General features: G+C 67.0%; 12 protein-coding genes and 1 pseudogene. 3 read left to right on the top strand and 10 right to left on the bottom strand.

Annotated features, from left to right (window positions below; all coding sequences use genetic code 11):
• Positions 1-82 precede the first annotated feature (82 nt).
• Entirely contained in the window at positions 83-1,141 is a 1,059-nt protein-coding gene (locus tag ACFRMN_RS30870) for a chitinase (protein ID WP_383025637.1), read from the top strand.
• Between the two features lie 164 nt (positions 1,142-1,305).
• Here the strand turns inward: ACFRMN_RS30870 and ACFRMN_RS30865 are convergent, their stop codons facing one another.
• Positions 1,306-1,752, bottom strand: a complete 447-nt coding sequence (locus tag ACFRMN_RS30865) for an anthrone oxygenase family protein (protein ID WP_383025804.1) — start codon at positions 1,750-1,752, stop codon at positions 1,306-1,308.
• A 91-nt stretch (positions 1,753-1,843) separates the two neighbouring features.
• Here ACFRMN_RS30865 and ACFRMN_RS30860 point away from each other — a divergent pair, with 91 nt between their 5' ends.
• Positions 1,844-2,422, top strand: a complete 579-nt coding sequence (locus ACFRMN_RS30860; protein ID WP_383025634.1) for a TetR/AcrR family transcriptional regulator — start codon at positions 1,844-1,846, stop codon at positions 2,420-2,422.
• Positions 2,423-2,652: 230 nt separating this feature from the next.
• On the opposite strand, the gene ACFRMN_RS30855 is transcribed toward ACFRMN_RS30860, so the two are convergent.
• The 9 genes from ACFRMN_RS30855 to ACFRMN_RS30815 form a co-directional block, all read right to left on the bottom strand.
• Positions 2,653-3,651 carry a terpene synthase family protein gene (locus ACFRMN_RS30855; protein ID WP_383025631.1) on the bottom strand — a complete coding sequence of 333 codons (999 nt, stop codon included), beginning with the start codon at positions 3,649-3,651 and terminating at the stop codon, positions 2,653-2,655.
• Positions 3,648-5,009, bottom strand: a complete 1,362-nt coding sequence (locus tag ACFRMN_RS30850; RefSeq protein ID WP_383025628.1) for a cytochrome P450 — start codon at positions 5,007-5,009, stop codon at positions 3,648-3,650. Before ACFRMN_RS30850 ends, ACFRMN_RS30855 begins: the two co-directional genes overlap by 4 nt.
• Positions 5,010-5,071: 62 nt before the next feature.
• Positions 5,072-6,643 carry a prenyltransferase/squalene oxidase repeat-containing protein gene (locus tag ACFRMN_RS30845; protein ID WP_383025625.1) on the bottom strand — a complete coding sequence of 524 codons (1,572 nt, stop codon included), beginning with the start codon at positions 6,641-6,643 and terminating at the stop codon, positions 5,072-5,074.
• Between the two features lie 49 nt (positions 6,644-6,692).
• Complete coding sequence (locus tag ACFRMN_RS30840; protein WP_383025623.1) at positions 6,693-7,748, bottom strand: polyprenyl synthetase family protein; 1,056 nt, start codon at positions 7,746-7,748, stop codon at positions 6,693-6,695.
• Positions 7,749-7,939: 191 nt separating this feature from the next.
• Positions 7,940-9,229: a cytochrome P450 gene (locus tag ACFRMN_RS30835; protein WP_383025620.1), complete on the bottom strand. Its 1,290-nt coding sequence runs from the start codon at positions 9,227-9,229 to the stop codon at positions 7,940-7,942.
• Complete coding sequence (locus tag ACFRMN_RS30830; RefSeq protein ID WP_383025617.1) at positions 9,226-9,807, bottom strand: ATP/GTP-binding protein; 582 nt, start codon at positions 9,805-9,807, stop codon at positions 9,226-9,228. The genes ACFRMN_RS30835 and ACFRMN_RS30830 overlap by 4 nt, the downstream gene beginning before the upstream one ends.
• Before the next feature lie 10 nt (positions 9,808-9,817).
• Positions 9,818-10,198: a DUF742 domain-containing protein gene (locus ACFRMN_RS30825; protein WP_383025614.1), complete on the bottom strand. Its 381-nt coding sequence runs from the start codon at positions 10,196-10,198 to the stop codon at positions 9,818-9,820.
• A complete protein-coding gene (locus tag ACFRMN_RS30820) occupies positions 10,195-10,632 on the bottom strand; it encodes a roadblock/LC7 domain-containing protein (protein ID WP_383025611.1) in 438 nt (145 codons plus the stop codon). The genes ACFRMN_RS30825 and ACFRMN_RS30820 overlap by 4 nt, the downstream gene beginning before the upstream one ends.
• Positions 10,629-11,984 (bottom strand): ATP-binding protein, encoded by a 1,356-nt coding sequence (locus ACFRMN_RS30815; protein WP_383025608.1) that lies wholly within the window; start codon positions 11,982-11,984, stop codon positions 10,629-10,631. Before ACFRMN_RS30815 ends, ACFRMN_RS30820 begins: the two co-directional genes overlap by 4 nt.
• Before the next feature lie 592 nt (positions 11,985-12,576).
• On the opposite strand from ACFRMN_RS30815, the pseudogene ACFRMN_RS30810 reads away from it, so the two are divergent.
• Positions 12,577-12,711 (top strand): annotated as a pseudogene (locus ACFRMN_RS30810) (SDR family oxidoreductase); the annotation flags it as partial.
• Positions 12,712-12,914: the final 203 nt, after the last annotated feature.

Below are 12,914 nucleotides of genomic sequence, written 5' to 3'. Positions count from 1 at the left end.
GGTTCCCCCAACTACCCGGCGTACGTTCCCAGTTCGCCGCACCGATGCGGTCGCGGGCGGACATGGTCGGAAGGGGCACAGCATGATCCGCCGAATATCGCGCGTGCTGGGGGTCGGCCTCGCCATGGCCTTCGTCATGCAGACGCTGGTCGCCGCGGCGGTGCCCGGCGCGGCGCCGGCCGCCGACACCTGCGCGGTCAAGTCGAAACCCACCGGCAAGGTGCTCCAGGGGTACTGGGAGAACTGGGACGGCGCGGCGAACGGCGTACACCCTCCGCTCGGTTGGATTCCGATCACGGACTCCCGTATCCGCGACCACGGCTACAACGTGATCAACGCGGCGTTCCCGGTCATCCGCTCGGACGGCACCGTCCTGTGGGAGGACGGGATGGACGCGACGGTCAAGGTCGCGACCCCGGCCGAGATGTGCCAGGCCAAGGCCTCCGGTCTCACGACCCTGATGTCCATCGGCGGCGCGGCGGCCGGGATCGACCTCAGCTCCAGCGCCGTCGCCGACCGGTTCATCGCGACCGTGGTGCCGATCCTGAAGAAGTACAACTTCGACGGCATCGACATCGACATCGAGACCGGGCTCGTGGGCAGCGGCAACATCAACACACTGTCGGCCTCGCAGGCCAATCTCATCCGCATCATCGACGGCGTACTCGCCCAGATGCCCTCCAACTTCGGCCTGACGATGGCGCCCGAGACGGCCTATGTCACCGGGGGCAGTGTGGCGTACGGCTCGATCTGGGGCGCCTATCTGCCCATCGTGAAGAAGTACGCCGACAACGGCCGGCTCTGGTGGCTGAACATGCAGTACTACAACGGCAGCATGTACGGATGCTCCGGTGACTCGTACTCCGCCGGTACGGTCCAGGGATTCACCGCGCAGACGGACTGCCTGAACAGAGGACTGGTCGTCCAGGGCACCACGATCAAGGTCCCCTACGACAAACAGGTGCCGGGACTCCCGGCGCAGCCGGGCGCCGGGGGCGGCTATATGGCGCCGAACCTGGTGTCGCAGGCCTGGAACACCTACGGGGGCGGGCTCAAGGGCCTGATGACCTGGTCGCTCAACTGGGACGGGTCGAAGGGCTGGACCTTCGGTAACAACGCCAAGGCGCTCCAGGGCCGTTGAGACACCACGGCGTCCCTGGTATCGCACATGGCCAGGTCGGAGGGGATCGTTCCGTTCGAGGATCGGTCCCCTCGTCGCTACCGTGCTGACGTGGTGCTGAGGTGGCCCACTGCCGCCCGGGGAGTGGGGATCGTGCGCCACCAGCGCGATGTCGGCCCGCGGGCTCAGGTGAGGGCGGCGACCAGCAGGGCGAAGGCGGCGATGATGACGGCGACGCGGACGTAGTGGAAGCGGTCCCAGCGGTTCATCTGCTCCTTCCAGTCCTCGGGCCGGTTCTCGGGGGTCCACGTCTTGCCCCGGTTGTTGATCGGGACGAGCAGCAGAATCGACATGATCACGCTGAGGATCAGCAGTGCGCCGGCGGTGACGACGAGGCCGCTGCCGTGGTGGTGCCATCCGGCGATGGCCCAGACCGCGACGAGGACGAGCGAGGTGATGTACCAGACCGGCATCACGGCGCCGAGCATCCGGCCCCCGTGGGCGCGGCCGAGTTGGCCACTGTCACCAGGGAGTGCGTTGAGGATCGGGTTGATGACGAAGGCGACGGAGAACTCCACCCCCACCATCACACCGACGACCACGGTGGTGAACACCTCAAGTGCGTTGAGTATGATGACCCCTCCTGGCATCTAGTGTTGCTAGCTTACGAGGCGATGCTAGTACTGCTGCCGCTTGATTGTCTAGCGATGCTAGGATCGAGTCATGTCGGTACAGGAACGCAAGCAGCGCGAACGGGCGGAGCGCGAACGCCTCATCGTGGCGACAGCCCGCGAACTCGCCGAGCAGCAGGGCTGGGACGCGGTCACCACCCGTCGGCTCGCCGAGCGCATCGAATACAGTCAGCCCGTCCTCTACAGTCACTTCCGCGGCAAACGCGAGATCATCGGCGCCGTCGCCCTCGAAGGCGCCACCGAGATGGCCGCGGCGCTGCGGGCCGCGGCCTCCGCCGCGGACCGCCCCCGTACCCGGGTCACCGCCCTCGCCCGCACCTACCTCGACTTCGCCGCACGCAACCCGGCGGTCTACGACGCCCTGTTCCAGCTCGACGGCGGCCTGGCCTTCGCGAACGAGGACACCCCACAGCCTCTGCAGGACGCCTTCGCCGCCCTGCTGGAAAGCCTCGGCGAGGTCGCCGGGGACGGCGTCCACCCGGGACTGTTCACCGAGGTGTTCTGGGCGGCCCTGCACGGACTGGCCACCCTGACCCGGGCGCGACGGCTCCCGCCGGAGGACACCGAGCGCAGGGTGGAGCTGCTGGTGGACCGGCTCGCCAAGGTCTGACACACCATCCCGGCGGTCACGCGGCCGTGTGTTGTCCCGGCAGGGGCTGAGTATTGACGAGGCTATTCAGGAGCGGACCGGAGTGTGGGACGGCCTGCTGTGCGAGGGCGGAAAACCTTGGTCCAGAAAACACTTTCCAGATACAGGGATACAGGGAAGGAAGACCCTGTGGAGAACCACAGGATTTCCGCTGGTCTTTGTACTCTGCGTCGTCCAGTGTGTGCGATTCGTTATTCGTGATCCCGGTAGCGGGAGTGTTGGATGTGCCAGACATAGGAGGACGCGATGGATTTGATCGCTCGTGCGTGATCGGCGAGCGGGCCGTTGCCGTTGGCGGTCAGCGCGGTGATGCGAAGGACGGCCGCGTCGGCCCGTTCTTCGCACATGCGGGAGGCCAGGCGGAATGCCTCTTCGAGGTCACATGCGTGTTGTCGCATCAGGAGTGTGGGCAGGCTGAGGGGGCTCTGGCCGTCGTGGGATGTTTCCTTGGCGTATGAGGCGAGGTCGTTGATCCAGCCGGCGAGGTCGGCGACAGCGGCTTCCATCTCTCGGACCGCCGCCGAGGACCGTTGTGGCTCGGCCAGTTCATATCCGAGGGTGATTTCCGCGGTTGCCATGACGGTTCGTACGAAGGCCGTGTGTGGGCGCATCGCGAGGTAGTCGGCAAGCGTGACGTGGTCTGGTTTGTCGAGGTGATGTGCCTCCCAGAGGATGCCGAAGAGGCTGTCCCGCAGGTGTGCGGTGAGGCGCAGGTACTGGTTGGGCGTGGCCCGTTCCCCGAAACGGGTGAGGAGGTGGCGCAGCGCGGTGCCGAAGACGCTGGTCTCGCCCGGAGGTTCATCGTGATCGGCGAGGAGGTGGACGCATTCGCTGATCCGGCGGATCAGGCGGGCGGGGTCGCGGGCTCCTGTGGATTCGCCGTACGTGTCGTCGAAGGCGGTGAGCCACAGGAGGAGGTCGGCGCAGAGGAAGAGACTGTCCCGGTCTGATGTCGGGAAGGTGCGGGCCATGCCCTGGCCGGTGATGTTGCAGAGGGCTTTCAGCTTGCCGGGTGAGCTGATCAGCGGGAATGCCTGGAGCCAGTCGGCGGTGTGCCGCTCGATGTCGTCAGCGTAAGGACTGGTCGGGAAAGGGCCGGGGAAAGAGCCGCGTAGATTCGGCATCGGCATCGGCATCGGCATCGGCAGGGTGGCAGAGAGCTGCGTGCCCGTGCGGTCGGAATCGTTCATGCCGTGTTTCCTGCGGCTGTGTGCTCCCTGGTCTCGGCGATCATGTCAAGGGACGAGGGGTGGACGGTGATTTCGGGTATGGGCCGGACGGTGGCGCCGGGTGTCGGCCGTAGGCGCCAGCGTGAGGCGATGAGCGCTGTGATGACGATTGCCTCGGTCATGGAGAACTGATCGCCGATGCACATCCGCTTGCCGATCCCGAAGGGGATGAAGGCTCCCCTCGGTGGCTGGGGGCGTTCGGGCAGCCAGCGGTCCGGGTCGAAGCGCAGCGGGTCGGGAAACAGGTCCGGATCCCTGTGCATCGCGTAGGGGCTCCACATCACGTCCGTGTCCGCCGGCAGGCTGAACTGCCCGAGCCGCACGGGGGAGATGGTGCGCCGGGTGAGGATCCAGGCGGGGTTGTGCAGGCGCAGGGTCTCGTCGATGAGCCGGCGGGTGAAGACGAGCTGGGGAATGTGCTCGGCGGCGAGTGGCCTTCCGGCGAGCACGGAGTCGACTTCCTCGTGCAGTCTGTGCTCCAGGTCGGGGTTGTGGCCCAGTTCGTGGAACAGCCATGCCAGGGTGACCGCGGTGGTTTCGGAGCCGGCGGCGAGCAGCGCGGTGACTTCCGCTATGACTTCTTGGTCGGTCAGTGTCGCGCCGGTTTCGTCCTGGACGGTCAGGAGCAGCGACACGAGGTCGTCGTAGGCGTCGGGGTTCGCCCGGTGGTCGGCGATGATGTCTCCGATGGCGTTGCGCAGCACGGTGTTGGCGGCCTGGGCCTTGCGGTTGCCGCGGGTCGGCAGCCGTTCCAGGGTGGAGATGGGCACCATGGCGTGCTGGAGGGCGGCCTTGAAGACGGTGTCGACGCCGTTGAGGATGGTCTGGGCCGGTCCGCGCTGCGGGTTCGAGGAGAACAGTGCGGCCATGACGACGCCTTGGGCCATGAGTTGCATTTCGTTGCAGACGTCGAGGGTTTCCTGATGGTGCCAGGCCGCGATCGAGGGTTCCGCGGTGTCCCGCATGGTCGTGACATAGCCCTTGACCTGTTCGCGGTGGAGGGCGGGCTGCATCATGCGGCGCCGGTTCAGGTGTTGCTTCCCTTCTGCGACCGGCAGGGGGTCTCCACCGAAGATCTTGAGTTTGTCGAAGAGCAGTCCCTTGTTGAAGTGCTGGGATTTGCTGGTGAGTATCTCCTGGAGAAGCTCGTGCGAGTTGATCACGGTCATGGATTTCGGACCGACGGTGATGCGTGCGACGGGCCCGTAGGTGCGCAGGCGTTGGACGTATGCCAGACGGTCCCTGAGCAGGGGGATGGCGTGTCCGATGAGCGGCAGCCGCCCCGGGGCAATGGGCGGAATGTGTGTGTCGGCAGTCATGTGTCTTTCCTTTTCACATCTGGTCGGTTCTCTGGCCTTGTGGCGTGGAGTGGTTGTTCCGCTCAGCTGTGACGGGTCCGCAACATCTCCCGGGCTGCGAGGACCTCGGCTTCGATCAGTGTGCCGGGGGCGTACAGGGTCTTGTCGTGCCAGAGGGCGGGGTGTTCGTGGCCGGGGCCCCATGCGGCGTTCAGATACGTTTCGGCTCGGTCCAGGGCGCGGGTGTGGTGCGTCTGCCGTGCGGAGGCGGTTGCGCACAGCAGGATTTTCACGGCATAGGCGGTCTCTTCGACGGTGCCGTTCCATACGCCCCAGGAGCCGTCGTCGCGCTGTGTGTCCACCGTCCACGCGGCGGCTGTCTCGACGGCGGTGGACGCGTGGCTGCCGCCGTACCGCGCGAGCGCGGTCACGCACCGTTCGGTGGCGTAGTAGGGCGAGGCGTGCCATTTGTCGTGCCATGGCCCTTCGGGCTGTTGCCGGCCGGTGAGCCAGTCGCACAGTTTGTCCGCCCGGGGACCGTAGGTGTTCTCTGCCTCGGGGTGGTGTCGCAGGTAGCTGCCCAGGGCCTGGAGGGCGTGGGCGTTGGCGGTGACTGACCCGGTGTCCTCACCGATGTAGCAGTCGTAGTGGCTGCCGTTGTGGAACGGGTCGAGCGGCGCGGGGTCGTAGGGCCGGCCGACGAGCGAGGCCACCAGCACGGCCATCGCGGTGTCGTCGGCGTCTGTCATGAGGCCGGGCGCGCCTCGTACTCCTTTGGGATCGTAGATGTGGTCGGCCCACCCGCGGATGGTGGGCAGGGTGGTGGCGGGCAGGTGGGCGCGGGCGAGTGCGGCGGCGGCCCACAGGCGTTCGACGACGTAGAACGGGGCTGCCTCGGGGAAGAGCCCGTCGTATCGCCGGGCCACCGGGGCAAGGTCCGCGGCGGCCCGCGCGGTGGCGGCGGGTGTCCGCGCCATCGCCGCGCGGGCGGCGGTCGCGGCTGGTGAACTTCCCAGCAGTCCGGGGGCGTTGGGTATCAGGGCTTGCGGTATGTATCCGGCTATGCCTTCAAACGTGTGGTGGAATTTGACAGGAAGGCTGCCGGCTGACTTGTACCGTCCTGCCACGTGGGCGGGTGCCGCCTCGTGGTAGCCGCCCGGGATCACCGGCCGGGGTCCCGGGCGCCATTCCCCGAGGCCCGGTTCTCCGTCGGTGGCGGCCAGGTCGATCTGCTCGTTGATCTTGGCTATCAGGCTGGGGACGAGGATTTCCGCGGCGGCCGTGTCGGGCCACGGGCCCGAGGTCGGCAGCGCGCGCAGTGCCGCGAGAGCGTTGTCCACCGCCGCCGCGAGCCGGCGGGTGACCTCCGCGGACGTGGTGCCTCGCCTGAGGACTGCCAGCGCGGCTTCCACCCCGCTGAGTGTCGGCAGGAGCCGGTACGGCCGCGGCCCTTCGCCCCAACTGCCGTCGGCTGCCTGGTGTTCCAGCAGATACGCTATCCGGCGTTGCTCTCCGGGCAGCCAGGGTGCCGCCGAGATGACCCGGGCCGTCTCATACAGCGAGGGGCGCACGCTGCCCCACTTGTCCTCGTCGGCCCTGGCCACCAGATGTGTGGCCTGCTCGGAGTAGGTCGTACTCAGGGGCGTGTTGTTCACGGGCCTCTTCCACCTCACGGTTCTGGCTACTGGTGTACGGGTGGTTCCGTCAGGCGTGTCTCGCCGTGGCGGCCCGGGCGATCTGACGCAGGCCGTCGGCTGCCGCTGCCGGAAAGGGGGCCTCGTCCAGGGCGGCGAAGGCGGCGTTGCGCCGCGTGGTGATCATTTTCTCCACCGTCTGTCTGGCGCCGGTGGAGTCGAGGATCGCGCGGATGTCGGCGGCTTGTTCCTCGGTCAGGTCGCTTCGGCCGACGAGGCCGCGCAGGGTGCTCAGTTCGGCGGGGGAGGCTCGCTGGACCGCGAGCGCCATCAGTACGGTGGCTTTGCCTTCGCGTAGATCGTCCAGGACTGGTTTACCGGTCTTGGCGGGATCACCGAAAACTCCGAGCAGGTCGTCACGCAGCTGAAACGCTTCTCCCAGCGGTATGCCGAAGGCGGTGCACGCGTCGAGTACGGGCGGGGCGGCGCCGGCCAGTGCCGCCCCGATATGCAGGGGGCGTTCGACAGTGTATTTGGCCGTTTTGTACCGGATGACATGGAGTGCTGTGTCGACGTCACCGGTCAGCCGGCCGGTGGTCTGAAGGTCCAGGAGCTGGCCGTACATGACCTCGCTGCGCATTTCGGCCACCAGAGGCAGCACCTGGGCGAGCCGGTCCGGGGTGACGCCCACCGTGTGGAGCAGTTCGTCGGACCACACCAGCGCCAGATCTCCGAGGAGGACGGCCGCGCCCAGGCCATGTGCCTCGGCCCTGCCTCGGGGACCGCCGCTGTCGGTGTAGGCGGCGGCGAGCGCCCGGTGGGCGGACGGCTGCCCGCGGCGGACATCGCTGTCGTCCATCACGTCGTCGTGGACCAGGGCGAATACCTGGAAGAGCTCAAGGCTGGCGGCCGCGCGTATGGCGGCCGTCACGTCGCCGGTGGAGCCGGCGGCCTGCCATCCGTACACGCACAGCAAGGACCGCAGCCGTTTTCCGCCGGAGAGGAGCCCGCGGAGGGTGGTGGTCAGGTACAGCAGCTCGGTTCCCGGCGCAGCGTGGTCTTTGGCGTCCAGGAACCCGGTCAGAGCGGTGCCCACTTTGTGGCGCAGGGAGGAGAGGTCAGGCATGCCGGTGCCTGGAAGTGTGTCTTTCATCGGTGGTTGATCCCCATTCGGTCGAGAACCGTCGTGGCGGCTCTGTTCGGGCAGAGGACAGGGCCAGGAACACGGACTTCCCCTGAAGGCCGCGGTGGCGCCAGTCGTTCCAGTGGCGGCGCCACCGCGACACGGTGATCGACGGCAGGCTGGAGAGACTGCTTTTACGTCTGGGGGCTGCCTGCCTTCGAGGGGGATGACGCGTCCGCGCTGGGGTCGGACGGTGCCCGGCTCCAGGGGGTGGCTCCGTTGGCGTCGGGGGTCAGCGCGGTGAACCGGGCGGGGAGCGCGGTGAGCGTGCGGTGGACAGCCCCGTCCTGGTAGGTCAGCTGGTCGACGGGGACATCGAGTTGGATGTCCGGCAGATAGCTGAGGAGCCGTTCGATCGCGGCGGTGGCGATCAGCAGCGCGAGGTCACGGCCGGGACAGGCGTGGGGACCGGCGGCGAAGGCCAGATGCGCCCGGGTGCCCGAACGGTAGCCGTCGGACGGCACGCCCGCGTGGGGACAGGTGTTGGCGGCGGCGTACGACACCATGAAAGGTGAGCCGGCGGGGTAGTGGGTACCGTGGAAGGTGATGTCTTTCTTGGGGAAGTGGAAGCTGTAGTTGGCCAGCGGCGAGTCGTTCCACAGCGCGTCGTCGATGGCGTGCTGGACGGGCAGACTGCCGGTGGTGAGGGTGCCGAAGTACCGGTCGTCGCTGAGCATGCGGACGCATGTGTTCGCGATGAGGTTGGCCGTCGGCTCGTTCCCCGCACCGAGGGTGATGAGGACCTGATTGACGGCCTCTTCCTGGCTCAGCCCGTTGGGGTGGTCGATGAACCAGGAGGTCAGGTCATGGCCTCGCTGCGTGGCCTTTGTCCGGTAGAGGGTCTCCAGATACGCGCTGAACGACGCTGCGCCCTCCGCCTGTGTCCCGGGATCAGTGTCCATCATCGCCGCGAGAGCCCGCACCAGCTGGGGGCCGTACTCGTCCGCCATCCCGAACAGAGCGTTGAAGACCATCAAGGGCAGCTGTTGCGCGTACTGGCTGACCAGATCGACCGTTCCGGTGTCCGCGAAGTCCTGCAGAAGCGTATCGGCGTAACGGAACGTCAGGACCCGGACATCGTGGGGATCGAGTAGACCGAAGCTGTCAGTGATCACCCTGCGCAGGTGCGCATGTGTTTCTCCGTCGGCGAAGAGGAGGCTGGGCCGCCACTGCACCAGAAGCCTGATCGGGCTGTTCTCCGGCACCTGGGGCAGCCATGACCGGGTGTCCTTGGTCCAGGTTTCGGGATCCTGCAGCAGGTCGAGCGCGGCCCGGTAGTCGGTGACCAGATTGACCACGACACCAGGGGCGACCTCAGCGACACCGACAGGCCCCTGAAGGCGCAGCAGTTCATAGCTGCGCTCGGGGTTGGCGGCGTGTTCGGCCCCGTGCACGGGCACAGGAGCGTGTGGTGCGGTTGTCACGAGGTTTCGGCTCCGGCAGAAGATATGGAATGGGTGGTCAGTTGGATGAGGGCCTCAAGGGAGCTGCGCTTGTCGCGAGCGTCGCAAGTGACCAATGGGGTTTCTGGGGCGAGGTCGAGCTTCGAACGAAGGAGTTCCAGGGGGTAGTTGGGCGAGTCAGGGAAGATATTGACAGCGACGGCGTACGGCAAACCGCGCTCCTCGATGAGATCCATCACCTCGAAGGACTCGTCCAGGCGCCGGGTGTCGGCCAGGACGAGCGCACCGAGAGCTCCGAAGGCGATGCCCTCCCACAGAGGGAGGAACCGGCGCTGCCCCGGAGTGCCGTACAGGTACAGGACGATGCGGTCGCCCGGCAGGGTCAGACGGCCGAAGTCGATGGCGACCGTGGTTTTGGTCTTGTTGCGCAGGCCGACGAGGCTGAGGTCGTCGGTGCTGGCCGCGGCGTCCGTCATGACTTCGTCGGTGTGCAGAGTGGGGATCTGCGACAGCCTCTCGACCAGCGTCGTCTTGCCGACGCCGAGAGGACCGGCCACAAGGAACTTGACCCTCTGGTGCTCTTTCTCCGGCAGGTACACCGGGTCCGGGCTAGGCGACGAGGAGGGATTGGAGTCCACTCAAAACCTCTTCCATAAGTTCCTTCGACGGCCGGCCGGCGCGCGAGGGGGCGAGAGCGTCTGGGGTCGGCACGCTGGCTTTTAACAGGCCGTCACTGACGAGTTGCTCGGCGAGCACCAGACCGACGCTGACCGAGATGCGGAGATAGCCGGCTATCTCGACGGCGGTGAGGGACCCGTCGGTCACCAACTCGACGACACGCCGGTGCACCGATGTGTGGTAGGCGGCGAGCGGAAGGCCACTGGCACGCAGGGCAGTCAGCGTGTCGAGCGTGGTGGGCAGGGGAGCATCACTGCTGCCGGTCGCCAGATAGGCCGGAAGCAGCCGTCGCTGGTGTTTGTCCCGGCTCATGAAGCGCCGTCATTGGTACGGACGGAGACAGACATGAGCTGTTCCCCGAGCTTCATCGCCTGGCGGGCCATCGTGTGGGCGACCACACCCATAGGCATCGCGTCGTCGCCCGCGGCTGCGATCAGGGTATTGGTTCCCGGACCGGCCGGCATGACCATGTAGGTGCCCAGGGCGTTCTTCACGGTGACGGTCTCAATGGGTGTGTCCTCCCCGGCCCTCAGCGCCGTGTTGGCGGCCGCGCGAGAGGCCGCGTGCATGGCGGAGGTCATCGCGGCTATACCGTCCGCCTCGTCCGCGGTGAGGTCCTTCGACCTGGCCTGGACCATCCCGTCGAGGGTCATGATCAGGGCATGCTGGACGCCCTTGATCTCGGTGATGGGGTTCAGATACCAGGCGGGCCGGCCGGTCTCGTTGTAGCCCTCGGGCGTGGTCACAGTGTTTCCTCCGAATCGGTGCCGGTACGGCCGCTGCTGAGGCCTTCCTGGAAATCGCTCCAAACGTCACGGACGCGTTCCGGGTCCAGGGCACGCCGCGTGGGAGTGGTGCTCTGGCCGGTGGTTGTCGCGGAGCCACGGCGGCGGCGCTGGGGCAGCTGGGAGGCGGCAGCATCGGACGGCGGTGCGGTGCGCGTGGGCAAGTCGCCCGACGCGGCGGGGGTGGGCCTCGGACGGACCGTGGGCGCCAGGGCGGGCAGGGGAGCCATGGCCGAAGGGGGCACGGCTTCCTCGTCGATCGAGGTCAGCAGGTTCGGGGGAATGGACACCACAGCACGCACCCCGCCGTAGGGAGAGGGATTGTCGATGGAGACGTGGAAGCCGTGGTCGGCCACGAGGCGGCCGATGGCGGCGAAGCCCTGGGAGGGCGGGTTGCCGAGCTCGGTGAGCATCACCTCCTGCTGTTCAGCCGATATCAGGCGCATACCCCGGGCGAGCGCTTCGGCGGTCATGCCCTTGCCGGCGTCCTCGATCGTGATGCACACACTGCCGCTACCGGTCTGGATCAGGCTGACGTCCACCTCAAGGTCGTCACGGGACGCTTCCAGGGCGTTGGCCATGAGTTCGGCGCAGGCCACGGCGACTGGCTCGGCAGCGCGTCCGACAATGCCGATATCGGAGGCACGGAGCCGCGAGACGATCTTGATGCGTTCGAAGCCGTGCAGCCGGGAAGAGGCGCCGCTGACGAGTTCGGCCACATAGGTGTCCTTACGGACCTGTCCCGGCCAGGCCCCGGACACGATGGCAGCTCTCTGGGAGAGGCGCAGAATCTGCTCATTGAGGTGGTCCACGCCGAGCAGGCGGCTCGTCAGACTCCGCGGCGCGCTGAACTCGTTCTGAAGGGTTTCGAGTTCCGTCTGCATACGGTACGAGAGGGCCTGCGAGTCCTGGCTCGTGCCGCGCAGGGCAGCCCGGGCGGCGGCGTCCACGCGACGGCGTTCCTTGAGGACGATGCCGGAAACCTGGGCAAGCAGGGCTTCCAGGAGCTCAGCGCCCTCAGACCCCGCCTGGCTCGCGTGCAGTGGTCCTGGGACGGGGTGGTGAGAGCTGATCAGATTCAATGCGAGGGCGGGAAGGCGCACGGAGGCGAGATGGCCCACTTCGTCACGGAACTGTGACTCGCGGGCTTCTATCTCCTTCATGCGGGATTCGGCGGTCTGCCTGCGCTCCTCAGCGGATTGCGCGCGGGATTCGGCGCTCTTCACGGCTGTGTCGAGTTCTCTGCCGCGTCGCACATGTTTGCGGCGCGAGCGCACCAGCAGCAGTGCGACGACGGTTATGACGACAGTCATAGCGCCGAGCGCAAGGGCGGTTTCTGAGAGAGAGGTCACGGGGAGAGGGGTCCTAGGGATTGGGTCGAGACTCCGGGTACTGCCTGGCGGGTCCCCCGCCTGTACGGCGGTGGGCGCCGGCCTACCGGAGAGCTAGTGGACTGAAGGTGGACACGGCGGAGTATCGCCGTGGGTCCGTGGAGGCTCCGTGCAGGGCGCGGAAACGGTGCTGCGAGACGGGGCCCGCTTACGATCGCAGGTGATCAGGTTCATCAGAGCTCCATCGCGATAGAAGGCCGACGCGGTGTGTACTGTCCGTCACGTGCTGTTCCATTTCGGTGATGTCACACGGCAAAGCGCCGTTAGTCTAAGGGAGTTGATCTGTTTACGCAGCGTGGGTACGCTGCTGAGACCGCGCATTGAGAATGAATCCGACGAGCTGGTTCCGGATGTACCGATGCCCCTCTCGGTCGGCCGTGGGCGCCCCTGTTCCGCGAGGGAGTGCGTCGATCATCGATGCGATGAGGCCGAGTTCCTTCAGTGCCTCGCGTTCACGCAATTCCGGGTTGGCGGCGATCACTGCCGACCTCCGGGCGCTGAATTCGCGACGGCGCTTGTCGCGCAGATCCCCATGCTGCGACTGGGGACCCCGTCCGAAGTGACCAAGGCTGCGCTCTTTCTCGCGTTTGACGCCACCTACACCACCGGCACCGAACTCGCCGTGGACGGCGGTGGCACTCAGCTCTGACACCCAACACCAACGAAGACCCTGGTCGCGGACCCGGCGCGGCACCCCGACTCGCCAGCACGTGCGAGGTCCAGTACAAACCCGGCGAACTTATGCGGTCAGACAGGGCCTAGGTCCTGTCTTCAAAGTCCCGCCTGCTCGGAGGCGTCCGGCACGCACGCTCGCCGCGTTGTCGGGATCACCCCAGTACATCCAGTACTGGG

Source organism: Streptomyces sp. NPDC056835, from assembly GCF_042789485.1.
Lineage (GTDB): Bacteria > Actinomycetota > Actinomycetes > Streptomycetales > Streptomycetaceae > Streptomyces.
The sequence above is the reverse complement of the archived record's forward strand: the minus strand, read 5'-3'. Positions and strand labels throughout refer to the sequence as shown.